Source organism: Pseudoduganella sp. RAF53_2, assembly GCF_052113985.1.
Taxonomy (GTDB): domain Bacteria; phylum Pseudomonadota; class Gammaproteobacteria; order Burkholderiales; family Burkholderiaceae_D; genus Rugamonas.
The window spans coordinates 1-26,825 of the sequence record NZ_JBFRDW010000007.1; the positions used below are offsets into that span (position 1 = coordinate 1).

General features: G+C 62.7%; 16 protein-coding genes and 1 pseudogene. 7 read left to right on the plus strand and 10 right to left on the minus strand.

The features are described from left to right. From AB4Z11_RS00925 to AB4Z11_RS00940, 4 genes and pseudogenes are all read left to right on the plus strand, one after another. Positions 1–2,869 (plus strand): annotated as a pseudogene (locus AB4Z11_RS00925) (hypothetical protein); the annotation flags it as partial. Positions 2,870–3,011: 142 nt separating this feature from the next. Beyond that, positions 3,012–3,785: a glucose-1-phosphate cytidylyltransferase gene (gene rfbF / locus AB4Z11_RS00930; RefSeq protein ID WP_442021997.1), complete on the plus strand. Its 774-nt coding sequence runs from the start codon at positions 3,012–3,014 to the stop codon at positions 3,783–3,785. Further along, the gene (rfbG, locus tag AB4Z11_RS00935) at positions 3,782–4,852 is read left to right on the plus strand and encodes a CDP-glucose 4,6-dehydratase (RefSeq protein WP_442021999.1); all 1,071 of its coding nucleotides are present in this window, start codon (positions 3,782–3,784) and stop codon (positions 4,850–4,852) included. The genes rfbF and rfbG overlap by 4 nt, the downstream gene beginning before the upstream one ends. Next, positions 4,849–5,778 (plus strand): NAD-dependent epimerase/dehydratase family protein, encoded by a 930-nt coding sequence (locus AB4Z11_RS00940; RefSeq protein ID WP_442022001.1) that lies wholly within the window; start codon positions 4,849–4,851, stop codon positions 5,776–5,778. Before rfbG ends, AB4Z11_RS00940 begins: the two co-directional genes overlap by 4 nt. A 464-nt stretch (positions 5,779–6,242) precedes the next feature. Here AB4Z11_RS00940 and AB4Z11_RS00945 read toward each other — a convergent pair whose 3' ends face one another. From AB4Z11_RS00945 to rfbH, 6 genes are all read right to left on the minus strand, one after another. After that, positions 6,243–7,028 carry a hypothetical protein gene (locus tag AB4Z11_RS00945; protein WP_442022003.1) on the minus strand — a complete coding sequence of 262 codons (786 nt, stop codon included), beginning with the start codon at positions 7,026–7,028 and terminating at the stop codon, positions 6,243–6,245. Position 7,029: 1 nt separating this feature from the next. Next, positions 7,030–7,809 carry an inositol monophosphatase family protein gene (locus AB4Z11_RS00950; RefSeq protein WP_442022005.1) on the minus strand — a complete coding sequence of 260 codons (780 nt, stop codon included), beginning with the start codon at positions 7,807–7,809 and terminating at the stop codon, positions 7,030–7,032. Next, a complete protein-coding gene (locus AB4Z11_RS00955; protein ID WP_442022009.1) occupies positions 7,806–8,921 on the minus strand; it encodes a hypothetical protein in 1,116 nt (371 codons plus the stop codon). Before AB4Z11_RS00955 ends, AB4Z11_RS00950 begins: the two co-directional genes overlap by 4 nt. A 7-nt stretch (positions 8,922–8,928) precedes the next feature. Then, positions 8,929–10,761, minus strand: coding sequence for a thiamine pyrophosphate-binding protein (locus AB4Z11_RS00960; RefSeq protein WP_442022011.1), 1,833 nt, complete (start codon positions 10,759–10,761; stop codon positions 8,929–8,931). Positions 10,762–10,831: 70 nt separating this feature from the next. Further along, entirely contained in the window at positions 10,832–12,346 is a 1,515-nt protein-coding gene (locus AB4Z11_RS00965; protein ID WP_442022013.1) for a UxaA family hydrolase, read from the minus strand. 5 nt (positions 12,347–12,351) lie between these two features. Further along, positions 12,352–13,674 (minus strand): lipopolysaccharide biosynthesis protein RfbH, encoded by a 1,323-nt coding sequence (rfbH, locus tag AB4Z11_RS00970; protein ID WP_442022015.1) that lies wholly within the window; start codon positions 13,672–13,674, stop codon positions 12,352–12,354. Positions 13,675–13,952: 278 nt separating this feature from the next. Here rfbH and AB4Z11_RS00975 point away from each other — a divergent pair, with 278 nt between their 5' ends. From AB4Z11_RS00975 to AB4Z11_RS00985, 3 genes are read left to right on the plus strand one after another with little or no spacing between them, the layout of a single operon-like run. Then, complete coding sequence (locus AB4Z11_RS00975; RefSeq protein WP_442022017.1) at positions 13,953–16,751, plus strand: O-linked N-acetylglucosamine transferase family protein; 2,799 nt, start codon at positions 13,953–13,955, stop codon at positions 16,749–16,751. A gap of 15 nt (positions 16,752–16,766) precedes the next feature. Continuing rightward, positions 16,767–17,483 carry a class I SAM-dependent methyltransferase gene (locus AB4Z11_RS00980; protein WP_442022019.1) on the plus strand — a complete coding sequence of 239 codons (717 nt, stop codon included), beginning with the start codon at positions 16,767–16,769 and terminating at the stop codon, positions 17,481–17,483. Next, positions 17,467–18,816 (plus strand): methyltransferase domain-containing protein, encoded by a 1,350-nt coding sequence (locus AB4Z11_RS00985; RefSeq protein ID WP_442022021.1) that lies wholly within the window; start codon positions 17,467–17,469, stop codon positions 18,814–18,816. Before AB4Z11_RS00980 ends, AB4Z11_RS00985 begins: the two co-directional genes overlap by 17 nt. Before the next feature lie 70 nt (positions 18,817–18,886). Here AB4Z11_RS00985 and AB4Z11_RS00990 read toward each other — a convergent pair whose 3' ends face one another. The 4 genes from AB4Z11_RS00990 to AB4Z11_RS01005 all read right to left on the minus strand — a co-directional run. Then, complete coding sequence (locus AB4Z11_RS00990) at positions 18,887–19,402, minus strand: methyltransferase domain-containing protein (RefSeq protein WP_442022023.1); 516 nt, start codon at positions 19,400–19,402, stop codon at positions 18,887–18,889. A 13-nt stretch (positions 19,403–19,415) separates the two neighbouring features. Next, the gene (locus AB4Z11_RS00995) at positions 19,416–20,786 is read right to left on the minus strand and encodes an HlyD family type I secretion periplasmic adaptor subunit (protein WP_442022025.1); all 1,371 of its coding nucleotides are present in this window, start codon (positions 20,784–20,786) and stop codon (positions 19,416–19,418) included. Further along, positions 20,759–22,900 carry a peptidase domain-containing ABC transporter gene (locus AB4Z11_RS01000; RefSeq protein ID WP_442022027.1) on the minus strand — a complete coding sequence of 714 codons (2,142 nt, stop codon included), beginning with the start codon at positions 22,898–22,900 and terminating at the stop codon, positions 20,759–20,761. Before AB4Z11_RS01000 ends, AB4Z11_RS00995 begins: the two co-directional genes overlap by 28 nt. Before the next feature lie 144 nt (positions 22,901–23,044). Beyond that, a partial coding sequence (locus AB4Z11_RS01005) for a beta strand repeat-containing protein (protein WP_442022029.1) occupies positions 23,045–26,825 on the minus strand: 3,781 nt, incomplete at its 5' end.

Genomic DNA, 26,825 nt, shown 5'->3' on the forward strand with positions numbered 1-26,825 from the left:
GAGTACCAGCAACTTCGCAGCCCTGTCGACCCGTGGCATTGCGGCACTCAGCAGCGATCAGTTGTCCAGCCTCGACGCGGCCCACATCGCCGCCCTGAGCACCAGTCAGGTCCGCGCGCTGAGCAGCGTCCAGTTCTCCGTGCTCGACAGCGCGCAGACTGGCGCGATTGAAACGGAAGATATCGCTGCACTGTCCACCCAGCAGGTCGCCGGCCTCGGCACTGATCAGCTGAGCTGGCTGGGCAGCAATCAGCTGAACGCCTTCAGCACCGCCGAACTGGCTGCGCTGACGACCAGCCAGCTGGTCAACGGACTCACCACCAGCCAGATTGCAAGTCTGTCGCTGAGCTTGGTAGGCGCGCTGACCACCGCACAGCTGAGCTCGATGGGCACAGACCAGGTGGCTGCGTTCACCACCGATCAGATCGGTGCGCTGAGCACGGCCGGCGCCGCAGCCCTGAGCACCGATCAGCTGAGCGCAGGCATCTCCAGCGACCAGTTCGCAGCCCTGTCCTCGCAGGACGTGGCGGCGCTGAAGACAGCCCAGATCAGCGTGCTGCGCAGCGACCAGATCGCCGCGCTGACTGTGGACCAGGCTGCCGCACTGAAGTCGAGCCAGACCAGCATCCTGAACAGCGATCAGTTGGGCGCACTGGGCACTTCTCAACTGAATGTCCTGTCGACCTCGGCCATTGCCGGCCTGGCTGCGCAAGTCATCAGCGACGCCTTCAGCACCGAACAGATCGTGGCGCTGGCAACAGCACAGGCTGCAGCACTGACCACCCAGCAAGTTTCCCTGCTGACGACCGACCAGCTGCGCGCGCTGGAAGATGAAGATCTGCAAGCCCTCAGCACCCGTCAGCTCGGCGCGCTGAGCGCCAGCCAGTTCACCAGCCTGCGTACTGCGCAGACGGCAGCGCTGAGCACCGACCAGGTGCGCGGCCTGACGACCTCGCAGATCGCAGCAATCGACACCAGCCAGTTTGCGGCGCTGACCAACGATCAGGTCGGAGTGCTCAGCAGTCCCCAGCTGCAAGCCATCAGTATCGGCACTCTGTCGACCCTCGGTACGGCCCAGTTGGCCGAACTGGGTAGCCAGCAGATCGCCGGCCTGAGTACCCAGCAGGTTGCAGCGCTGAGCCTGACGCAAGTGCCAGCCCTGGGCACCAATCAACTGGCAGGCCTGACCAGCGCCCAGATCGCGGCCCTGACGGCCGACCAGATCCCGGTGCTGAGTACCGATCAGCTGTCCGTCTTCAGCACCGCCCAGATCAGCTACCTGACCGCGGTCCAGATTCCTGTGCTGTCCAACGGCCAGGTACAGAACCTGACCACTGCGCAGATCGCCGCACTCAAGCTGAGTCAGCTGACCCAGCTGACGGTGGACCAGGTTGCTGTGCTGGGTACCGACCAGCTCGCCGCTCTGACCACGCAGCAGGTGCAGAACCTGACCAACACCCAGATCGGCGCGCTGACCTCGTCGCAACTGGGCGGTTTGAGCACGCTGCAAATGTCCGTGCTGAAGAACAGCCAGATCGCTGTGCTGACCGTGGACCAGTTGCCGGGCTTCGGCACCGATCAGCTGGATGCACTGAACACCAGCCAGTTCGGCGCCCTGACGTCCGACCAGATCGGCTACCTGACCGCTAGCCAAGTGGCGGGTCTGACCACGCTGYAGATCGCAAACCTGAAGTCCTCGCAGCTGCAAGGCATGAGCGTGAGCCAGGTGCAGGCGCTGACCACCACCCAGCTGCCGGCCATGGCAACGGCGCAATTCAGCAATATGTCCACGGCTCAGCTGGCCGGCCTGTCGGTAGCCCAGCTCGATTCGCTGACCACCGCACAGATTGCCGCGCTGAAAGATACCCAGGCGGTCGGCCTCACCACCGCCCAGGTGGCTGGCCTGACCAGCGAGCAAACGGCGGCGCTGTCCACCGCGGCCCTCGCTGCCTTGACCACCACCCAGATCGTGGCGCTGGAGACCGCCGACCTGGCTGCGCTCAGCGTGGCCCAGGCAGACGCCTTTACGGCCGCGCAGGTTGCAGCAATGAACACGGCCCAGACCATGGCGCTGAACCCGAGCTCTGTCCACTACGCCACTCCGTTGGTGTTGGATCTGGACGGCAACGGCATCAAGACTTTGTCCGTGACCGCAGGCGTGCAGTTCGATATCTGGGGCAGCGGCCACGCCGTGAGCACCGGTTGGGTAGGTAGCGGTGATGGTCTACTGGCTCTGGACCGCAACAATGACGGCATCATCAACGATGCAAGCGAGTTGTTCGGCAGCGCCACCCGCCTCGACGATGGCAGCCAGGCTGACAATGGCTACCTGGCTCTATCTGCACTGGATGAGAACGACGATGGCCAACTCAGCAATGCCGATGCGTCCTTCAGCAAGCTGCAAGTGTGGGTCGACGGCAATGCCGATGGCATCAGCGAAGCGGATGAGCTGTTCTCGATGGCCGATCTCCACATTACCAGCATCAGCACCACGGCCACCAAGGGCGGCGCCCAGGACCAGGGCAATATTCTGGGCCTGAGCTCCTCCTTCACAACCGACGATGGCAGCACCCACGCCACCGCCGACGTGTGGTTCGTGGCGGATCGTCCAACCCAGAGCAACATCAGCGCCAGCGTCAGCTCGCTGAAGCAGGCACTGACCGGCTTCACGGAGCAGACTTCGGTGCCGGCGGCGGCGGGCCAGTTGAACGATCCGACCCGGACTTCGGTGCAGCAGATGGCCGCAGCACTGGGCGAGTTTGACGCCGATGGCCGCCCAGTGGTTGCCGCAGCGACCAAGACGCCGTTCAAGCTCGATGCGCTGGACGACAAGAAACAATCCGGCTGGTTCGGCGCGCCGCACAAGTAAGAAACCGGCGGGTCAATGACCCGCCCTACGACACTTCGCCGCAACGCGCGATGATGGTCGTAGGGCGGATCATCGATCCGCCGTTGCCCGCGCCGCCTTACGGCTTTAGAATGACCACACGACAAAATCCGAAGGACTACAGATGAAAGCAGTGATTCTTGCCGGTGGCCTGGGTACCCGGCTGAGTGAAGAAACCACCGTCCGCCCCAAGCCGATGGTTGAAATCGGCGGCAAGCCGATTCTGTGGCACATCATGAAGTCCTACTCTGCGCATGGCATCAACGAATTCGTGATCTGCTGCGGCTACAAGGGCTACATCATCAAGGAATTCTTCGCCAACTACTTCCTGCACACTTCCGATGTCACCTTCGACATGCAGAAGAATGAAATGGAAGTGCACCAGCGTTTCGCCGAGCCATGGCGCGTGACCCTGGTCGACACCGGTGACAACAGCATGACCGGCGGCCGCCTGCGCCGCGTGCGCCAGTATGTGCAGAATGACGAAGCGTTCTGCTTCACCTACGGCGACGGCGTAGCCGACGTTGATATCTCCGCCTCCATCCAGTTCCACAAGGACCACGGCGCACTAGGCACCATGACCGCCGTGCAGCCGCCAGGCCGCTTCGGCGCCATCGACATGGACGGCCAGCGCATCACCGCGTTCAAGGAAAAGCCGCAAGGCGACGGCAACTGGATCAACGGCGGCTACTTCGTGCTGTCGCCGAAAGTCATCGACTACATCGACGATGACAGCAGCATCTGGGAAAAGGAACCGATRGAGCAGCTGGCACGCGAAGGCCAGATGAATGCCTACCTGCACCGCGGCTTCTGGCAGCCGATGGACACCTTGCGCGACAAGGTTCTGCTGGAAGAGCTGTGGCAGGAAGGTAAGGCGCCGTGGAAAGTGTGGAAATGAATCCAGCTTTCTGGCGCGGTAAAAAAGTATTCCTGACCGGGCATACCGGTTTCAAAGGCAGCTGGCTTAGCCTGTGGCTGCAGCAAATGGGCGCACAGGTGACCGGCTTAGCGCTGGCGCCTTCGTCCAATCCGAATCTGTTCGAAACGGCACGCGTTGCCGACGGCATGCGCCACATCGTTGGCGACATCCGCGACGGTGCGGCGCTGCGCGAAGCGATGCAGCAGGCGCAGCCCGATATCGTGATTCACATGGCTGCGCAGGCGCTGGTGCGCTACTCCTACCAGCATCCGGTGGAGACGTATGCAACCAACGTCATGGGCCTGGTGAACCTGTTCGAAGCCGTGCGTGCCACGCCGGGCATCAAGGCGGTGGTGAACGTCACCAGCGACAAGTGCTACGAAAACAAGGAGTGGCCCTGGGGCTATCGCGAGAACGAGCCGATGGGCGGCTACGACCCATACAGCAACAGCAAGGCTTGCGCCGAGCTGGTGACCAGCGCCTACCGCAATTCCTTCTTCAATCCGGCCCAGTACGCGCAGCACGGCGTGGCGCTCGGCTCGGGCCGCGCCGGGAATGTGATCGGCGGCGGCGACTGGGCGGAAGACCGATTGGTGCCGGACATGATGCGCGCCATTGCAGCCGGCCGTCCGGTGCATATTCGCAGCCCGCATGCGATCCGTCCGTGGCAGCACGTGCTTGAGCCGCTGTCCGGCTATCTGGCGCTGGCTGAGCGTCTGTTCACTGATGGCGTGGCGTTTGCGGAAGCCTTCAACTTTGGCCCGCACGATACGGATGCACGTCCGGTGCAGTGGATCGTCGAGCGCCTGTGCGCTGAGTGGGGCGATGGCGCTTCGTGGCAGCTGGATTCCGCGCCGCAGCCGCATGAAGCAACCTATCTGAAGCTCGATTGCTCGAAAGCGCGCGCGTCGCTGAAGTGGAATCCGCGCTGGTCGCTGGATCAGGCCTTGCAGCGCATCGTGGCATGGCACAAGGCGCAGTTGAATGGCGACGATATGCGCGCGCTCACGCTGGCGCAGATTGCCGACTACCAGGCCGCAGCATGAGCCGCATCGCCCTGCTGGGCGCAAGCAGCAAGATCGCCCGTGATCTGATTCTTTCGTACGCCGCGCGCGGGCAGGCTGGGCGACTGCTGCTCTACGTGCGCGACGTGGCGCGCGCCGAACAGTGGCTGGCGGCGCAAGGGCTCGCGGGCCAATGCACTTTGCGTGAGTATGGCCAGTACGGTAGTGAGGCGCACGATGCGGTGCTGAACTTCGTCGGCATCGGCGATCCGGTCAAGACCGCGCAGATGGGCGGCGATATCTTCACCATCACGCGCCAGTATGACGAAATGGTGTTGTCGGCGCTGGCCGACGCGCCGCAGCGGCGCTACATCTTCCTTTCCAGCGGCGCGGCTTACGGCTCGCGCTTCGAGCAGCCGGCGGATGAGAATACGCCTGCGATCGTGCCGCTGAATGCCATGGGGCCGCAGGATTTCTATGGCCTGGCCAAGCTGGCTACTGAGGGACGTCACCGCGCTTTGCCTCAGTTCGCGATCACTGACCTGCGCGTGTTCAATTACTTCAGCCGCAGCCAGGAACTGGAGGCGCGCTTCTTTATCACCGATATTCTGCGCGCGATTCGCGATGGCAGCGTGCTGCGCACTTCGTCCGGCTATATGGTGCGCGATTACCTGCATCCACAGGACTTTTATCAGATGGTGGAGTGCGTGCTGGCGGGACCGGCGCAGAACCAGGTGCTGGACTGCTACAGCAAGGAGCCGGTGGACAAGCCTGCGCTGCTGCAGGCGATGCAGGAACGTTTCGGTCTGCAGTATGAGGTGGTGCAGGAAGCGGGCGTGACGGCCACTGGCGCCAAGCCCCACTACTACTCCGTGAACCGCCGCGCGGCGCCCCTCKGTTATCAGCCTTCGCTGACTTCGATCGAAGGCATCATGCTGGAATCGGCAGCCCTGCTCGGACGCGCATAAGCCAGCAGCCTTTCACGGCGGATCAATGATCCGCCCTACGCCGTGTGTGCCACGCCATCCACACGCCGATCCGGCCCACCGTGTGTGCCACGCCATCCACACGCCGATCCGGCCCACTGTGCGTGCCACGTCATCCACACGCCGATCCGGCACACTGTGCGTGCCACGTCATCCATACGCCGATCCGGCACACTGTGCGTGCCACATCATCCATACGCCGATCCGGCCCACTGTGCGTGCCACGTCATCCATACGCCGATCCGGCCCACCGTGTGTGCCACGCCATCCAYACGCCGATCCGGCCCACTGTGCGTGCCACGTCATCCATACGCCGATCCGGCCCACTGTGCGTGCCACGTCATCCATACGCCGATCCGGCCCACTGAGCGTGCCACGTCATCCATACGCCGATCCGGCCCTGCGTAGGGCGGATCATTGATCCGCCGTGCGTGCGGAACGGCGGCTTACGCTGCCTGCGCGGCCAGGCGCGCAGCCAGGTCGTTCAGTGCGCCCAGATCGCGTTCGGCGTCGCAATGCTGCCAGCGCGACTTGGCGCCGTCGAAGGCGCTCAGCTGGGCAGCGCCTGCCAGTTTTTCCAGCGGCTGGTTTTCCAGCGCCACCGAAGAGTCCAGCCCATACGCCGTATCCCACAGCTTCTGTGTGAACAGGTAGTAGCCGCCGTTGATGGATGCCGCCTCGATCACCGGACGTGGTGCAAACGCACGCACGCGGCTCTCGCCCTGGCGGATGCCCAGCACGCGGAAGCGCACCGGATAAGTGGTGCCCAGCAAAGTAGCCACCAGCGCCTGGTCGTTGTGGAAGCGCAGCTCCGCGCCCAGGTCCACATCGCTCAGCGTATCCGAATAGGTCAGCGCAAACACCGGCGCATTCAGATAAGGCTTGCAGGCCAGCAGGCGTGCGCCGGTCGGTGCTTGGGCATCGGTCGCCACCAGGCGGATATTGCAGGCGTGGCCAGCCAGGTCCAGCGTGAAGGTATCGACAGAAGCACCGGCCTTCGCGCCCAGCGCGGTCAGTGCCGGCGCAAAGCGCTCGCCTTGCAGGCCGGTGGCCAGCACGAAATCACGCGCGCCATACAGCGCGTAATGCAGCATCACCCAGGCGAACATGGGCTTGCCCTGTACTTCGACCAGGGCCTTGTTCACACGGCCCTGCTGTTCGTTCAACAGGATGCCGCGGCCGCCGCACAGGATGGCGACTGGTACGTTCTGGAAGTCGTTAGTAGCGTTCATCTCAGTTCCACAGTCCCTTGGATTGGGCCAGGCTGCGCACATGCTGCACGGCCTCGGCGGAGCCGACGCAGTAATCGAGCGTCAGCGTGTTGGGCTCCCAGCGCACGGCGATTTCGCAGCCGGCGGCGCGGGCCACGGCCAGTGCACCGGCCACGTCCCACAGCTTGGCGTTGAAGCCATATGCGGCCTGCAGTTTGCCTGCGGCAGCCCAGCAGATGTTCAGTGCCGCCGTACCGCTGCGCAGGCAACCGCGCGTGCTTTCGTTGACGGCTTCAAACAGTTCGTATTGCGCGGCGCTGCCCTTGGCGCTGAAGCTTGCCGCCACCAGCGCCTGTTCGCGCGGACGGTGGGTGTGGCTGAACGGACGGCCATTCAGCAGCGCGCGTTCGCTGTTCAGCGTGAAGTACAGTTCATCCAGCGCCGGTGCGCACACCACGCCCAGTTCGAACTGGCCGTTGTCCAGCAAGCCGGCGGACAGCGCAAACATCGGCAGTCCATGGGCGAAGTTGACGGTGCCGTCGATCGGATCGATCACCCAGCACTGGGCTGGCGTCACACCGCCCGGCACATCGGCTTCTTCCGACACCACCGGCAGACCGGTCACGCCCAGGCTTTTGCTCAGCATCTCGCTGATATCGAGATCGGTCTGCGTGACGATGTCGCGCAGATTGCCCTTGGTGTTCAGCACCTGGGTAGCGCGTGCGGCATCGGCCAGCTTGGACGCCTCCAGCACGGCGGAGACGGCGCTCTTGATCAGCGCACTATGGTCGAGAGTAGTCACTTCTTTTCCTTTGCAAAGTCACGCAGTTCTGCCGTGATGGCGGCCATCTTCTCGCGCAGCATCAGGTCGAGCGGTTCGCCCTGGCGCAGGCCCAGCACATAGCGGTTGAAGCTTGCGGTGTCCATCGATTCGCGCATCATGCCGATGTGATGATCTGGGTCGTGCTTGTCTTCGAACAGCAGCGCGCCCACGATACCTTTCAGCAGGAACTCCGGTAGCACGCCGAGGGTCAGGCACATCTGCGCCGCACCAATCAGGCGGCCATGCAGTTCCAGTTTGCGCAGCGGTTCACGCGCCACGCGCGCCACCGGGTCGAACAGCAGCTGGCAGCGGAAGCGGGACAATTCCTTCTCCGCATACCACTCCAGGAAATCGTGCGGGATATCCCATTGCAGCTTCAGTGCGCGCAGCATTTCCGTCATGGCGCCTTCCACCAGCTGGGCCGCTTTCGGATGCTGCATCGCCTCGTGCACATAGGTGTTGCCCATCAGCGCGCCCAGGTAGGCGGTGATGCAGTGCGGCGTGTTGTGCAGGTAAAGCTTCGGCGTCCACTGGATGCGCAGCAGTTCTTCGCGCGGCAGGAACGTCATGTCGCCGTGCAGGCCGGTCGGGCCTTCTTCGATGAACTGCACGCCGTTCTCGGTGGTGATCGCCAGCGGATCGTCGGCCAGCAGGTTGGCCGGCGCGGTGTTGGACGTGATCACGTCCGGTACGGCGAAGTAGACCTTATCGTGGCCGACCACGCGCTTGGCGTCGTTGACGGTGTCCGGCTCGTTCTCGCACATGATCAGCGGGAAGCTGGAACCCACCAGCGTCTGCGCCGCTTTGATCACATTACGCGGACCGACGGAGAAGAAGCAGGCGATGGCGTCCTTGTGCTCTTCCAGCTTGAAGGTGGCGGGCGTATAAGCCGCCTTCACTGCCACCTTCTTGACCTGGTATTCGTCGCCGTTGACGCGGTAGGTGGTAAAGCCGCCGTGCTGGTTCATGCGATCGACGATGGCCTGGTTACCGTCGATGTAGACGAATTCGTGCTTCGTCTCATCCAGGGTCCACGGCAGGTAGCCGCGGCCAATGGCGCCGGCACCCATGAACAGGATTTTGGTTTTCATATTCTCACTACTCTAGTGGCTTGATAAACATATTGGCGCGGAACTCTTCGCGGTCCAGCAGTGGCAGCAGATCTTCCAGCGGACGCGAAGCCATCGTGCCGTCCGGCTTGATGTAGGAGCCCAGCTTGGGCATCAGATGCTTGCCCGGGTCCACCATGATTTCCACGATCTCTGGTCCCGACGTGGCCAGCATGCCTGCGATGCCGTCACGCACGCCCGCATTGTTCTCGATGACGCGGTAGCCCATGCCGTAAGCATCGGCGATCTTCTTCAGGTTCGGCAACGACACGCCGGATTCATGCGTCGAACCGACATAGCGGTTCTGGAAGTAATTCTCCTGCGTCACGCGGATGGCGTGATAGCCGTCGTTGTTGACGACCACGATCTTGATCGGCAGCTGGTGGTGGACCATGGTCTGCAACTCCTGGATATTGAGCTGGAAACCGCCGTCACCCACCATGGTAATGGCCATCTTGTGGCCCATCGCCACGCTGGCGCCGATGGACGAAGGCATGCCGAAGCCCATGGCCGCCATGCCCTTCGCATGGAATACGCGCTGCTGTGCCTTCGGMTTGAACGCCTGGCCGGACACGGTAAACGCGGTACCGGAGGAACCCAGCGGCACCAGCGCATCGTCCGGCAGCATCTCGCTCAACACGTCGACGAAGTAATACGGTTCGACCCAGTTTTCCGCACCGGCTTCGCCCAACGTTGGGGCGACAGGATAGGAAGACTTGATGCGCTTGCAGTAGTCCAGCCAGTCGGCCGGGGCATCGATGGCCGCCTCCTTTTCCAGCGCAGCGATCAGGGCATCGATCAGCAGCCCGGCATCGACGCGCGAGAAGCGGTCCACTTTCAGGAAAGGCTTCTTGGCTTCGTCTTCATCCAGGTCGACCATGTCCACGAAGGCTTCGCGGCCAAAGGCTTCCACGTTGTAGCCCGTGTGCTGCACGCCAAGGCGCGCGCCGATGGTCAGCATGTAGTCGGCGTTCTGGATGATGAAGTTTGCGTAGCGCGGGCCGTAGGCATTGGCGCGGCCGAAGTACAGCGGGTTCGCTTCCGGCACGATGTCGATGGCGTTCCAGGTGCTCTGTACCGGCACGCGCAGCAGCTCCAGCAGGCGGCGGCCCTTGTCGCGCGCACCGGCCAGCCACACGCCGTGGCCGTACACGATCAGCGGACGCTTGGCAGCGCGCATCTTCTGCAGGATGGATTGCACCAGCTCCGGCGATGGGGCCGGATTCTCATGCGCCAGACCTTCCGCAACCGGATCGAAGCCGCGCAGGGTCGATGGGTCGATCTTGGCGGCCTGCACGTCCAGCGGCAGGTCCAGCCACACCGGACCCGGACGGCCGGAACGCGCCAGATAACAGGCCTTTTCCAGTTCGTAACGAATGTCTTCCGCGCGCTGCACGAAGCGGGCGTACTTGGTGGTCGGCGTGACCACGTCGATGATATTGAACTCCTGGAAGCCGCGCTGGCGCAGGCCGTATGGGCGCTGCGAGAACAGGGTCGATACCTGGCCGGACAGGAACAGCATCGGTACGCTGTCGGTCCAGGCGCCGGCGGTCGCGGTGATCGCGTTGGTGGCGCCGGGGCCGGAGGTGCAGAAGCACACGCCGGTGGTGTTGAGGGTCCGTCCGTAGGCGTAAGCCGCGATGGCGGCAGCCTGTTCGTGATGCATGGCGAAGGGCTGCAGCGTGCTGCTGCCAACGCTATCCAGCAGGTGCATCATGCCGCCGCCGGACAGCAGGAACACATGCTTTGATCCTGTCAGTTCCTGGACGCGCGAGCAGACGTAATCGGAGACTTTGACGAGGTTGGATTGGTCTGTAGTCATAAAGGGGCAGTATACATGGTTGTGCCTCGCTTTTAGGGCGAAGCAGGAAGACTAAAGGCCGCCAATTCGCCTACATCACCGCGCCAAGCTGCCAGGGCACGAACTCGTTCTGCCCATAGCCGTGCTGCTCGCTCTTGGTGCGGATGCCGGAAGCGGTGTCGAGCATCTGGCGGAAGATGCGCTGGCCTACTTCCTCAATGCTGGCGGTGCCGTCGACGATGTCGCCACAATTGATGTCGATATCGTCGGCCTGGCGTTGCCACAGTGCGCTGTTAGTCGACAGCTTCAGCGACGGCGCGGGTGCGCAGCCATACGCCGAGCCGCGGCCCGTGGTGAAGCAAATCAGATTGGCGCCGCCCGCCACCTGGCCGGTAGCGCTGACGGGATCGTAGCCGGGCGTGTCCATGAACACGAAGCCGTGCGCTTTCACCGGCTCTGCATATTCGTAGACGGCCTGCATATTGGTGGTGCCGCCCTTGGCCACCGCACCCAGCGATTTTTCGAGGATGGTGGTAAGGCCGCCCGCCTTATTGCCCGGCGACGGGTTGTTGTTCATATTGCCCTGGTTGAGGCGCACATACTCTTCCCACCAGTGGATGCGGTCGACCAGCTTCTGCCCTACTTCCGGTGATACGGCGCGGCGCGTCAGCAGGTGCTCGGCGCCATACACTTCCGGCGTTTCGCTCAGGATGGCGGTGCCGCCGTGCGCCACCAGCAGGTCCACCGCATAGCCCAACGCAGGGTTGGCGCTGATGCCGGAGTAGCCGTCCGAACCGCCGCACTGCAGGCCGACCGTGATGTGCTCGACGCTGCAAGGCTCGCGCCTGACCGCATTGGCGGAAGGCAGGAAGCCTTTCACCATCTCGATGCCGCGCTCCACCGCTTTTGCCGTGCCGCCGACATCCTGGATATTGAAGGTCTTGAAGGTTTCGCCTTCCTTCAGGCCACCGGCAGCGAGCATGGCGCTGACCTGGTTGGCTTCGCAGCCCAGGCCGATGACGAGGACCGCCGCAAAATTCGGATGGGCGGAATAGCCGTTGATGGTGCGCTGCAGGACTTGCAGGCCAAGACCCTGATCGTCCATGGCACAGCCGGAGCCGTGGCTCAGTGCCACCACGCCGTCGATATTCGGCCAGTCGGCCAGGGCGCCATCGCGCTGGAAGTAGTCGGCTACCGCACGTCCCACGGTGGTGGAGCAGTTCACGCTGGACAGCACGCCGATGTAGTTGCGGGTCGCCACGCGTCCATCCGGACGGCGGATGCCCATGAAGGTTGCTTTCTGCGGCGCCGGTTCGGGCTTCATGTCGGCGCCGAACGCGTAATCACGCTCGAAGTCGCCCATGGTCATGTTCTGGGTGTGCACATGCTCGCCGGCCGCGATGGGGCGGCTGGCAAAGCCGATCACCTGGTTGTAGCGGCGCACCGGCTCGCCTTGCGCGATGTCGTGCCGCGCGACCTTGTGGCCGGCCGGGATCAGGCCACGGATGGCCAGACCATCCACCACCGCCCCGCCCACCACCTGGGTGCGGCAGATGGCAACATCATCATCAGGGTGCAGCAGGATCAGGGGCGATGGCTGGCTCATGGTGCTCAGAAGTTCAGGCCGAGGTAAGCCTCGATGCTGCTGGCCGCGTACTCCAGCATTTCACGCGTCAGGGCCGGCTGCACGCCGATCCAGAAAGTGTTGTTCATGATGTTGTCGGTGTTTTCCAGCGAGCCCACCACGCGGTAAGTCTGATCCTGCATGTAAGGCTGACGGGTCAGATTGCCGGCGAACAGCAGGCGGGTACCGACTTTGCGCTGGTCCAGGTACGTCAGCAGGTCGACGCGGGTGACCGGGCAGTTATCCTTCAGCGTGATCGGGAAGCCGAACCAGGACGGGTCGCTGCCTTCGGTCGCTTCCGGCAGCTGCAGGAACTCCTCGCAGCTCGCCAGGCRTTCGCGCAGGAAGGCGAAGTTGTCCTTGCGGGCCTGGATGAAGGCCGGGGCCTTGTCCAGCTGGGCCAGGGCGCAGGCCGCCTGCATATCGGTGATCTTCAGGTTGTAGCCCGAATGGCTGTAAGTGTATTTGTGGTCGTAGCCTTCCGGCAGGGTGCCCAGCTGCCAGCAGAAGCGCTTGCCGCAGGTGTTGTCCTTGCCTGGTGGGCAGTAACAGTCGCGGCCCCAGTCGCGGAAGCTTTCGGCAATCGCCTTCAGTTCCGGATCGTTCATGAACACGGCGCCGCCCTCACCCATGGTGATGTGGTGGGCCGGGTAGAAGCTCAGGGTGGCGATGTCGCCGAAGGTGCCGCACATCTGGCCACGGTAGGTCGAGCCCAGCGCGTCGCAGCAGTCTTCCACCAGCCACAGATTGTGTTTCTTGCAAATGGCCTTGACCGCGTCCAGATTGAACGGGTTGCCCAGCGAGTGAGCCAGCATGATGGCCTTGGTCTTCGGCGTGATGGCCGCTTCGATCAGGCTGGCGTCGATATTGTGGGTGCGGCGGTCCACGTCCACAAAGACGGGTACGGCGCCGAACTGCAGGATGGGATTGACCGTGGTCGGGAAGCCCGCTGCCACGCCGATCACTTCGTCACCCTTCTTGATGGCACGGTCGCCCAGCTTCGGCGAGGTCAGCGTGCTGAAGGCCACCAGGTTGGCGGAGGAACCGGAGTTGACGGTAATGCAGTAATTGACGCCGATAAATTTGGCCAGGCGTTGTTCGAACTCGGTGTTGAAGCGGCCCGTGGTCAGCCAGCCATCCAGCGAGGCTTCGACCATATTCTTCAGCTCAGCAGCATCGAGCAGCTTGCCGGAAGGCGGGACAGGGGTAACACCGGGGAAGAAGGCTTGGGGTGCCAGGCTCAGCGCGGCAAATTGTTCGACCAGTTCGGCGATTTGTTGGCGCAGGGCTTGAGTGGCAGAGTTTTCCATAGACGATTCGAATCTGAAAGGAAGGCGGCCGGTCTGGCTGCCGGGAGGCGCTCCGCAGTATGTTATGCAAAGGGTGGCCCGTCAAGACGACATCTTACCCTCAGAAGTACCCGGGAGCAAAAAACCACAGCGGAACGCCCATGCTGTAATCAAGCTGACAAAAGCCCTTCACTCCACTCTATCGTAGAGGGCATTCTCCTGCCATACTGCTGGCTCGATGGCCGCCCCGCAGCAAGGGCGGACGCAACCTTGTCGAGCTAACCACTGCTGAAAGATTTATGGCCAATCCTACAAGTAACGGCGCCGAACTGGCCGCCGCCACCGAACGCGCAATGCGGCTTGCGGCACAAGGCTCGCTGCAATTGATCGAGCTGATGCAAGTGGGCGAGAACCTGACCCAAGCCGGCCAGCGCGACGTCGCCATCACTCTGTATCGTACCTGGCTCGCCGGCGCCCCTTCCCCCTTCGCCTATGCCGCCAATTTCAACCTGGCGGTGATGCTGGGCGATACGGGCGATACCGCCGGCGCGGAAGCGGCCTACCGCGTAGCCCTGGCCCAGCACCCGCGCTTCTCGGAAGGCTGGCTGAACCTCGGTACGTTGCTGGAGCGCTTGCAGCGCCCTGCAGAATCGCTGGACTCCTGGCGCAAGATCCTCGAATACGCCAATCCGCAAGTCGAAGCGGAACGCACCCACCTGATCTCAGCCCTGAACAATCTGGGCCGCCTGATGGAAATCCAGAAGGACTTCGTGTCGGCGGAAGACATGCTGACCCGCAGCCTGGCCTTAAATCCCAAGCAGACCAACGTCATCACGCACTGGGTGCATCTGCGCCAGAAGCAGTGCAAGTGGCCGGTGTACAGCCAGGACGCCAGCGGCGTGCCGGTGCCGGAACTGATGGCCGCCACCTCGGCCCTCGCCATGCTGAGCGCATCGGGCGATCCGGAACAGCAGCTGGCCGCGTCGCGCCGCTTCATCGAAGAGAAGGTCCTGACCAATGTGCAGCCGCTGACCGGCCCCGTGGGCTATGGTCATGACCGCCTGCGCATCGGCTATCTGTCGTCCGACTTCTGCTCGCACGCCGTATCGATTCTGACCGCCGAGCTGTATGGCCTGCACGACCGCAATAAGGTCGAGGTGTATGGCTTCGACTGGAGCCGCGAGGATGGCTCRCCGCTGCGCGCCCGTGTGCTGGCAGGCTTCGATCACCATGTACGCATCCATACCCTGACTGACGAAGCGGCGGCACAGCTGATCCGCTCGCACGAGATTGACATCCTGGTCGACCTGCATGGTCTGACCCTGGGTGCGCGCCCCAATATTCTGTCCTACCGCCCAGCCCCGGTTCAGGCGACCTGGCTCGGCCTGCCCGGCACCACGGCCCACCCTCAGATCGACTACGTGATCGCGGACCCCTTCGTGCTGCCGCCGGAGCTGGAACCTTACTTCACCGAGAAGCCGCTGCACATGCCGCGCTGCTTCCAGATCAACGACCGCCAGCGCCTGGTCGGCGAAGCGCCAACCCGCGCCGCCAACAGCCTGCCGGAAGACGCCTATGTCTACTGCGCCTTCAACAACAACTTCAAGTTTACGCCCGAGGTCTTCGCGACCTGGATGAACATTTTGAAGCGCGTGCCGAACAGCTTGCTGTGGATGGTGTCGGACAATGAGCAGGTGCGCACCAATCTGCAACGCAATGCCGAACTGGCGGGCGTAGACAAGAACCGCCTGGTGTTTGCAGGCCGTGTCGTTCCGGCCGAATACCTGGCGCGCTACAAGGTCGCCGACCTGTTCCTGGACACCATTCCTTTCAACGGCGGCACCACCGCCAGCGATGCGCTGTGGGCCGGCTTGCCGGTGCTGACCATCGCCGGCCGCACCTTCTCCTCGCGCATGGCAGGCAGTCTCCTGAAGGCGGTCGACCTGCCGGACCTGATCGCCTACGACCTGGCCGAATACGAAGAGAAGGCGGTGGCGCTGGGCCTGGACCGCGCCCGCTCTGCCGCGCTGAAGAAGCATCTGGAAGATAACAAGATGTCTTGCGCGCTGTTCGACAGCGCCCAGTTCGTGCGCGACCTGGAGAACGTCTATCAGAAAGTTGCGCTGAAAGGCGATGCGGGCCTGAAGGCTCCGCCAGGCTTCGAGCGCCGCAAGATCGACCCCAAGATGCCGATGGTGTCCATCCTGATGCCGACCCATAATCGTCCGGACTACGGCGAACTGGCGTTGAAATCCATTCTGGCCCAGAGCTGGCCGAATATGGAAATCGTCATCAGCGACAACAGCACCGACGAACGCACGCGCGAACGTTTTGCGCCGTATATCGCCACGCATCCGAACATCCGCTACCTGCGCGCGCCAGGCCTGAAGCCGCTGGATAACTTCCTGAACTGCTTCAACTCGTCGAGCGGCGAATTCGTGAACTATCTGATGGATGATGACCTCTACCATCCGGACAAGATCGCGAAGATGATGACGTATATGCTGACCCAGCCGAATATCGGCCTGGTCACCTCCTTCCGCCAGCTGATCGACGGTGACGGCAACTTCATCCCGCAGCTGAGCGGCACCGAGCGCATGTTCCCGACGGAGACGCTGATCGGCGGCACTTCCTTCGGCGACATGATGCTGACCAATGGCCAGAACCTGATCGGCGAGCCGACCACCGCCCTGTTCCGCCGCAGCGCCATCGGCCCGCATTTCGGCATGTACCTGGGACGCCAGTACAACACGCTGTCGGATCTGGCGACCTGGCTGTCTGCCCTGTCGCACACCGATTGCGTCTATCTGCCGGAAGCCCTGAGCTACTTCCGCATCCACGGCGGCCAGGACCAGCAGAAGAACAACAAGGTGAAGATCGAAGCCAACGTGGAATGGCTGCAGCTGCTGTGCGACTCGCACCAGAACGGCACCTTCATGAAGAACCGCACTCTGGTGCACGAGATGCTGACGAATAAGCTGATCAACATGATCTTCTTCATGTCGTCCGTCCACGAGGAAATCAAGGATGGTGTGTACCCGCTGGAGAAAATCCAGTCGGTGATCCGCCAGGCCACTTCCATCCTGCTCGCCAAATAACAAGAGAGGCATCCCATGCAAGATCAGCACGACGGCAGCACCCTGCGCGACTTCTTCGAAAACAAGGAACACCGCCTGATCCACAAATGGCTGGGCTATTTCGAAGTCTACGAGCGCCATTTCGCCAGGTTCCGCAACAAGCCCATCACCCTGATGGAATTTGGCGTGCTGCATGGCGGTTCGCTGCAAATGTGGAAATGGTATTTCGGCGAGCAGGCCCAGATCCATGGCGTGGACATCAACCCGCGTTGTGCGGAACTGGCCGAAGACCGCGTGACCATCCACATCGCCGACCAGGAAGACCGCAATTCGCTGCGCAAGCTGACCCAGACCATTCCCCAGTGCGACATCATCATCGATGACGGCGGCCACACCATGCTGCAGCAGAAGCACACTTTCGAGGAACTGTGGGGCCACCTGAAGGAAGGCGGCGTCTACCTGTGCGAAGACCTGAGCACCAGCTACTGGAAAGAGTTCGGCGGCGGCTACCGGAATCCGGACAGCTTCATCGAATACACCAAGAACTTCATCGACAGCCTGAATGCCTGGTGGAGCCACGAGGATCATTACAATCCCGATCCGCTGACGCTCAGCGCCTTCAGCGTGCACTTCTACGGCGGCATCGTGGTGCTGGAAAAGCGGGCCATGACGGTGCCGGAAGCGCGCATGCGCGGCACGCCATCCTTCCCGCTGACGGCGGGTGAGCAGAAATCGTATGACCGCGGCCGCTGATCTCAAGAACTATATGGATATTCATTCGATTCCAGTCATCTCCGTTTCCTACAACTCCGCGGAGCTGATCGAAGACTTGCTGAGCACTTTCCGTGCACATTACCGCAATCCCGTCACGATTATCGACGGCTCCAGCGAAGAGCATTGGCGCGGTATTGAGGCTGTGTGCAGCAAGTATCCGGATGTGAAGTTCATTCACTTCGACTACAACATCCACCACGGTCCCGGCATGGCCTGGGCCTTCCAGCACCTGGAACTGAAAGGGCCGGTGCTGGTGCTGGATTCGGACATCCAGGTGATGAAAGGCGGCTTCCTGGAAGACATGCTGTCGCACCTGACGCCGGAGATGTACGGCGTGGGCTACGTCAACCATGTGAACGAAGGCGGCTTCGACGTCGATTACGAGGAAGGCGCGATCCGCTACCTGCACCCCGCCTGCATGCTGGTCAACATCGACGTGCTGCGCCAGTGGCCGATGCCGACCCGCCACGGTGCGCCGAATACGGAACCGATGGTGGCCCTGCACCGCGCGGGCAAGGACAATCTGGTCAAGGGCCTGGACTGGCTGCGCGACGACTTCCACAACAAGCAGCCCCTGACCTATCTGCGCCATGACTGGCAGGGTACGGTGAAACGTACCGGCGGCTACCATCTGGAAGCGTGGGAGGCGCGCACCCGCGAAGCGAGCGTGGTGCGCATGCTGACACAAACCCTGATGCCGCAAGGCGCCACGCGTATCGTGGAAATCGGCGCCAACGATGGTGCACTGGCACGCGCCATCAAGGAAGCATCGCCGTCAACGCATTACACGGCGATCGAGATCAATCCGGACCTGGCGAATCAGGCGCGCGGCGCCTGCGACGTAGTGCTGACGCACGACGTAGACGCGCTGGGCGACGATTTCTTCCGCGGTTTCGTGGATACCCAATGCTGGGTGCTCGACCGTGCGCTGGAACGCCTGCGCAGCCCGGAGCTGCTGCTGCAGCGCATCCGCAAGGTGATCGGCAAGGATGGCAGCGTTGTGGCGGTGGTCCCGAACATGCAGCACTGGAGCATCCAGGCCAAGCTGGCCCTGGGCGACCTGCGCTACGAGGATGGCGGCCTGCTGGACCGCAGCCATCTGCGCTGGTTCACGCGCGGCACCATGTTCGAGCTGTTCCAGAAGTGCGGCTTCACCGTGGCCGGCGGCATGCCGGTGATTCATGAGAAGCTGGAGAATCCGAATGTGCTGGACGCGCTGCGCCAGCTGGCGTCCAGCGTAGGCGCGGACCCGCAGCTGGCGGTGGACGACGCGCAGGCCGTAGCCTATGTGATCCGCGCCGTCCCCAAATAAGCGGGCGCCGGGTCGGCGGATCGATGATCCGCCCTACGCACTCGTAGGGCGGGTCATTGACCCGCCATTCTCAGGCGGCAGGAGCGGCTGGCGGCGGCACGGCCACCTTCTGCATGATCACGAACAGGTGCGAACCACGCACCTCGTGCTGGCGGATGGCAAACGCGCCCTTGAAGCCATACATGGCAGCCCAGCGGTTCACGTTGTCGAAATAAGCCAGGAAAGTTTTGTCCGTGATGATGTTCACGTGGGTCGGATCCATGAAGGCTTCCGGGTTCGGATAGACCGGCGTGGACGACACGAAGAAGCCATCCATCTTCATCACGCGCCACACTTCGTTCATGAACTCGACGAAGGAATTGCGGCGGTGCGGCGCGTACACCACGCGCGGAATGTGCTCGATGAAGTCGTAAGCGCTGACGAATTCGAAGGTGTCGTCTTCAAACGGAATCGGCTCGATCGCCAGGTCGGCCTTGCGGATATTGGGACCCAGGCCTTCCGCGATATCGACGCCATACAGTTCGTCTGCATTGAAAGGGTTGCGCGGCTTGCTACCGCAACCCATGTCCAGTGATTTGGTTGGCATTGCTTGTGTCTCCTCAGGGTTCCCGGATCGATTCATTCATTGCTTTGGTCAGAGGCCACAGCAGATACGACATCACCGAACGTTTGCCGACGACGATTTCGCCGCTCAGCGTCATGCCCGGCAGCAGGCGCTGGCCGGGTTCCATTTTCTTCAGATTCTGGTTGGGGATCGCGATGCGGCTCAGGTAGTAGGCATTGGTGCCTGCACCTGGCGTGACTTGCTCGCGCTTGAAGGCGTCCTGGCTGACGAAGCGCACCTTGCCGTCCAGCGAGCCATGCTTCTGGAAGGGGAAGGCGTCCAGCTTCACGTGGGCCTTGTCGCCTACCTTGATATTGCCGATGTCCAGCGAGTCGATTTCCACTTCGGCCTCCAGCTGGGTGCCCAATGGCACCAGCACGAACATCTGCTCCGCTTCCTTCACTACGCTGCCGGGCGACAGCTTGCCCACTTCCAGCACCACCGCGTCGGCCGGCGATTCCAGCTGCACCAGCCGGTGGCGCTTGTCGGCCTTGGCCAGCTGCTCGGCAATGGAGTCGCGCTCGCGCGTGGCGCTCAGCAGGTCTTCCATCGATTTCTGGCGCCAGTTCTTGGTGAAGGCGGCGCGCTCCGCTTCGGCGCCGGCCAGCTCACGTGCCAGCTCGGTATCCTTGTTGCGGCCCATGGTCAGGCTGCGCTCCACTTCCAGGCGGCGGTCGCGCGCTTCCAGCAGCTGCATCTTGGCGCCGAAGTTCTCGGCCACCAGCTTTTCCTGCATCGCTTCGATTTCGCTCAGGGATTTCAGGCGCTGCGCCAGCACCACCTGGTCGCGCTTATTGGTTTCCACGCTGGCCTTCAGGCGCTCGATGTTTTCGTCCATGCGGCGCTTCTGGGCATCGTAGTTGGCCTGGCGCTCGGTGGAGAGCTGAGCCTGCAGGATATCGTCGGCATCCTTCAGCCTTGGCGCGGTGCCCGGCTTGCCGGACAGTTCGGAGCGCAGGCTGTCGGCTTGCGTGTCCAGACTGCGCAGGCGGGTACGCAATTGGGCTTCGTCGGCCTGTGTGAAGGTCGGATCAAGGGTGGCCAGCACCTGGCCTTTCTTCACCACCTGGCCCTGGGTGACCAGCACCTTCTGCACGATGGAAGTTTCCAGTGGCTGCACCACGATGTTCGAATCCGGCGTCACCAGGCGGCCGTGGGCCTGCACGATGGTTTCCACCTGCGAGAACGACGCCCACAGGATGAAGGTGACGAAGGCCAGGGCCAGCACGTGCAAAGTCATACGCACATAGCGCGGCAGAGGCGTACGCTCGATGGCGTCGGCGTCCGGCAGGAATTCGATTTCGGTCTGCTCGTCCCTGTTGCGGCGGCGGCGCTCGGTCACAGGTGGCTTGTTTGCTGGTTCCATAGGTGCTGATAAGTGTCGCTGCGGGTGAGCAGTTCTTCGTGGCGGCCCTGGTCAACCAGGCGGCCGCGCTGCATCACGAGAATCGAGTCGGCGTTGACGAGGGTGGACAGACGGTGCGAAATCATCACCACGGTGCGGCCCACGGCAATCTTCGACAGGTTACGGATGAAGATCGCTTCGCTCTCAGGGTCGAGTGCGGACGCGGCTTCATCCAGGATCAGGATACGCGGCTTGGCCAGCAGCGAGCGCGCAATCGACAGGCGCTGTTTCTGGCCGCCGGACAGATTGGATGCATTCTCTTCCAGCAAGGTGTCATAGCCCATCGGCATGCGCTCAATGAACTCGTCCGCCCCCGCCGCTGCTGCCGCTTCCGCGATTTCTTCAAAGGTGGCATCCGGCTTGGTCACGATCAGGTTCTCGCGGATGGTGCCGCGGAACAGGAAGTTCTCCTGCAGGACCACGCCAATCTGGCGGCGCAGGTGCGACAGTTCGATCTCGCGCGCATCCATGCCGTCAAAGCGCACGATGCCTTCCTGGATGTTGTACAAGCCCTGGATCACCTTGGTCAGCGTGGTCTTGCCGGAGCCGCTGCGGCCCACGATGCCGACCACGGTGCCCGGCGTAATGGTGAAGGCGGTGCGGTCCAGCGCATTGGTCTGGCCGCCCGGATAGCGGAAGGTCACGTCCTCGAACTTGATCTCGCCGTTCAGGATCGGACGCAGGCCGCCTGCACCGGCACGGCCTTCCGGCGCACGGTTCATCACTTCGCCCATCATCTTCACGGACAGCGCGGTTTCCTGGTACTCGTTGACCAGGCCCACGATGGAAATCAGCGGCTGGGTCACGCGCTGCGACAGCATCTGGAAGGCGATCAGGGCGCCGATGGACAGGGTCTGGTCGAACACGTCCTGCGCGCCCACCACGATCAGCGTCACCGGCAGCATCTTGCCGAGGAAGTCCGTTACAGCATTGCCGGTGATGGAGATCTGGCCCACGCGGAAGTGCATGGTGATCGCTTCAGCCGAGCGCTGGTCCCAGTTGCGGCGCTGCGCCGGTTCGATGGCCAGGGCCTTTACCGTACGCATGCCGTGGATGGTTTCCACCAGCATGGCCTGGCGCTGGCCTTCCGCCGTGTACAGTGCGTTCAGGCGGCGCTGGAAGGTCGGTACCATCAGCATCACCACCGTCGCGATCAGGCCCGCAAACAACAGCACGATCATGGCCAGCTTGAAGGAGTACGCGAACAGGATAGGCAGGAAGACGAACAGCGACAGCAGGTCCAGGCCCGTGAAGAACAGGCGGCCGGTGAGGAAGCTGCGGATGCGCTCCAGCTGCTGCATGTGGCGCGTGATCACACCAGCGGTGGTGGTCTCGAAATAGTCGATCGGCAGGGACAGCAGATGGCTGAAGGCCCGCCGCGTCAGGCGCATGTCGATCTTGTTGGATGCGGCCAAGGTCAGCACCTGGCGCAGATAGCCGAAGGTGCAGTCGAAGATCAGGGCCATCACAATACCGCCCGCCAGCACCCACAGGGTGGAAATGCTCTGGTGGGTCAGCACCTTGTCGATCACCAGCTGGAAGAAGATGGGCGAGGCCAGCGCCAGCAAGTGCATGGCAATGGCGGCGATAAAGATGTCGCGGAAGGCGGCCTTCTGCTTCAGGATTTCAGGAATGAACCAGCGCAGGCCAAACGGCTGGTTGGGATCATTCAGTTTGTGCTGGCGTTTGACGAACAGTACCTCGCCGCTCCAGCGCGAGGTGAAGGACGCGCGGTCCACCATCACTACCCCGGAGCCTTCCGCCATCGGGTTCAGCACGGCCACCTGTCCCTCGCCCTCGGTGCGGGCGCCTACAACGATGATAGTGTTGCCGTCGTTCAGGCGCGCCATCAGGGGGAACACGCCTTGCTGCGCCAGCAGGCCTTCCCAGCTCAGCTTGTCCGCCTTGGCTTTCAGGCCGATGTCGGCCGCGATACGCAGCAGCACGCCGCTGCCCGGTTCCGCACTCCCCAAGGCATAGTCGTCGATCAGGCGCTCGGGGTTGATCTGCAGGCCATGGTGCTGCGCGATGGCAGTCAGGCACTGGATGGCGGTATGGGGAAATTTTTGGTGCATGCTCTCGTTGGACGAAGGATTCGCCTGTGGATTGTAGCGCAGGCTCAGCAGACCCGGCGGCCTTTTTAAGGCGTAAAAAAAGCGGCAAGACGGGTTGTCTTGCCGCTTTTGATGCAGGACGGCATGCCGTCCTGCTATTCCCGATTACTTCTGTGGGCTGGCCAGGAAGCCGCTGCTGCCTTGCTGTTGCAGGGCCTTCAGACGCAGCTTGCTGTCGTCGGTGTTGGCCATGTCAGCAGCGATGCTCAGCTTGCCGTTCGCGTCGTAACCCTTCATCGCGTCAGCCATCTGAGCCACATTGGCAGCAACGTTGCCGCTGTTGAAGGCCAGATTGCCTGCCGGAGCAGCCGGAGTTGCGCTGCTGTCGAAGGACGAGATCGCGGCTGCCAGGCTGGAGGCGCTGGCTGGCTTGCTGACCTGGAACCAGACGTCGGCGGCTTCATGCGTCTTGCCGTCGCCGGTCTCGAAGGTCGAGGTCTGGCCGCTGAAGTTGCCGTTGGAGACCGCAGTACCATTCTTCACGTCGAGGTTCAGCTTGGTAATGTTGAGGTCCGCCAGGGTCTTCAGCTCGTCGGACTGGCTGATGCCGTCCGCGTTGCCATCCACCCACACTTTCAGGCTGCCGAAGTCCTTGTCGGCTGCGGTGATCATGCCGTCGCCGTTGGTGTCCAGCTCAGCCATTGCCTGGTAGCCACTTGCAGCCTTCTGGCCATTTGCCAGCGTGGTGCCGGAGCCGAACAGTTCGGAACCATCGTTGATGATGCCGTCGCCGTTGCGGTCCATGACCAGCAGGCCGTCGCCGCCGCCAACCCAGCCGGTGTTCAGCTTCTCGCCGTTGCCCAGCAGGTCGAACTGCACGCCCTGGTTGATGCTCACGGTCTGGATGCCGTTGTTGTTCAGATCCAGCACGATCGGGGTCAGGCTCTGCAGGCTGCTTGCCTTCGAACCCATCGCAGTGATCTGGTCAGTGGTCAACGCGTGGATCTGAACCGTGGTCAGGGCATGGATCTGAGACGTGGTCAGGTTTTTCGCCTGATCCGTGGTCAAGCTATGAACCTGGGCCGTGGTCAGGGCCGCGATCGTTGCGGTACGCACTGCTGCCAGATCTGCAGTTTCCATCGCAGTCAGGGACGCGGTGCTCAGCGCCTGGATCTGCTTGGTGCCAATCGAGTTCGCCTGGGCGGTGCTCAGTGCCACGATCTGATCGGTGGTCAGCGCGCTCAGCTGCTGAGTGCTCAGGGCCGCGATCTGCGAAGTCTTCAAGTTGGAGAAGTCGCTGGTCTCGATTGCCTGGATGTCGTTGGTGGACAGCGACACCAGCTGACCGGTGGTCAGGGCGCCGAGCTGATCGCTGTTCATGGCGACGATCTGGTCGGTGGTCAGAGCATTCAGAGCAGCGGTGGTCATCGCCACAAACTGCGCGGTGCCCAGGGCGCCGATCTGGTCGGTGGTCAGACCTACAACCTGCGCTGCTTTCAGGGCGGCGATGGCCGAAGTCTTCAGCGCGCTGATGTCAGCGGTTTCAATCGCACCGATCGAGTTGCTGCCCAGAGCGCTTACCTGTGCCGAGCTCAGTACACCGATCTGGGTCGAGGTCAGGGCCACGATCTGGTCGGTGGTCAGGCCGTTTGCCACCTGGCTGGTGGTCAGCACAGCGATGTCGCCGGTGCTCAGGTTCTTCACCTGGTCCGTGGTCAGCGCAGCAACCTGGGCGGTGCCCATCGCAACAATCGCAGCCGTCTTCAGGGCCACCAGGTCGGCGGTCTCGAGTGCAGCGATAGCGTTGGTGCTCAGCGCAGCCACCTGGTTGGTGTTCAGGGCGGCAGCCTGCTGGGTGCTCAGTGCCACAACCTGGTCGGTCGTCAGCGCCTTGGCCTGGTTAGCGGTCAGGGCGGCGATCGACGAAGTCTTCAGGTTAGCGAAGTCCGCGGTCTCCAGAGCAGCGATGTTGTTGGTGCTCATCGCAGCCACTTGCTGGCTCGACAGCGCGCCAGCCTGGTTCGAGGTCAGGGCAACGATCTGGTCGGTGCTCAGGCCAACAGACAGGGCAGCAGTGCTGAGGGCGACAACCTGGTTGGTCGACAGGGCGCCGATCTGGTCGGTCGTCAGGCCGGCCATCTGGCTGGTCTTCAGGGCAGCCACAGCCTGGGTCGTCAGGCCGGCGATGTCCTGAGTCTCGATTGCAGCGATGTCGTTCGAGGACAGGGCGCCGATCTGAGCGGTGGACATCACAGCGATCTGGTTCGACGTCAGGGCAACCACTGCATCCGTGGACAGACCGGAGATGCCGTTAGTGCTCAGGGCAGCGATGGAACCGGTGGCCAGGTTCTTCACCTGGTCGGTGGTCAGTGCAGCAACCTGTGCCGAACCCAGAGCAGCAATGGTGCTGGTCTTGATCGCGTTCAGGTCTTGCGTCTGCAGGGCCGCTACGCCATCGGTGGTCAGGGCAGCAAACTGGCTGCTCGACAGGACGTTGGCCTGCTGAGTGCTCAGAGCAACTACCTGGTCGGTGGTCAGAGCTTTCACCTGGCCGGTGGTCAGGGCGGCAATCGCAGCAGTCTTCAGGTTAGCGAAGTCCGCAGTTTCCAGCGCAGCGATATTGTTGGTGCTCAGGGCCACAACCTGCTGGCTCGACAGCGCGCCAGCCTGGTTCGAGGTCAGGGCCACGATCTGGTCGGTGCTCAGGCCAGTGGACATCGCGGCGGTGCTGAAGGCCACAACCTGGTTGGTGCCCAAGGCGCCGATCTGGTCGGTCGTCAGGCCAGCCAACTGCTGGGACTTCAGGGATGCCATCACCTGAGACGTCAGGCCAACGATGTCCTGGGTCTCGATTGCGCCGATTGCAGCGGAGGTCAGCGCACCGAACTGGCCGGTCGACATCACAGCGAACTGGCTCGAGGTCAAGGCCACCATCGAGTCGGTGGACAGGCCGGAGATGCCGTTGGTGCTCAGGGCAGCGATGGAGGCGGTCGCCAGGTTCTTCACCTGGTCGGTGGTCAGTGCCGACACTTGTGCCGAACCCAGAGCAGCGATGGTGCTGGTCTTGATCGCGTTCAGGTCTTGCGTCTGCAGGGCCGCTACGCCATCGGTGGTCAGGGCAGCGAACTGGCTGCTCGACAGCACGTTCGCCTGCTGGGTGCTCAGAGCAACAACCTGGTCGGTGGTCAGTGCCTTCACCTGGTTGGTCGACAGGGCAGCGATTGCCGAAGTCTTCAGGTTAGCGAAGTCAGCGGTTTCCAGAGCAGCGATGTTGTTGGTCGACAGGGCGACTACCTGGGCGCTGGACAGCGCGCCAGCCTGGTTCGAGGTCAGAGCCACGATCTGGTCGGTGCTCAGGCCGGTCGCCATGGCGGCGGTACCGAAGGCCGCTACCTGGTTGGTCGACAGCGCGCCGATCTGGTCAGTGGTCAGGCCTGGCAGCTGGTTCGACTTCAGGGAAGCGATTGCAGYGGTGGACAGGCCAGCCAGATCCTGGGTCTCGATCGCGCCGATGGCGTTCGAGGACAGGGCGCCAACTTGTGCGGTCGACAGTACAGCGATCTGGTTCGAGGTCAGGGCGACCACAGCGTCGGTCGACAGGCCACCGATGCCGTTGGTGCTCAGGGCAGCGATAGAGCCGGTCGCCAGGTTCTTCACCTGGTCGGTGGTCAGTGCAGCAACCTGTGCGGAGCCCAGAGCAGCGATGGTGCTGGTCTTGATCGCGTTCAGGTCTTGCGTCTGCAGGGCAGCCACATCGTCGGTGCTCAGGGCAGCGAACTGCGCGCTGGTCAGCACGTTAGCCTGCTGGGTGCTCAGGGCGACAACCTGGTCGGTCGTCAGTGCCTTCACCTGGTTGGTCGACAGGGCAGCGATTGCCGAAGTCTTCAGGTTAGCGAAGTCAGCGGTTTCCAGAGCAGCGATGTTGTTGGTGCTCAGTGCTGCAACC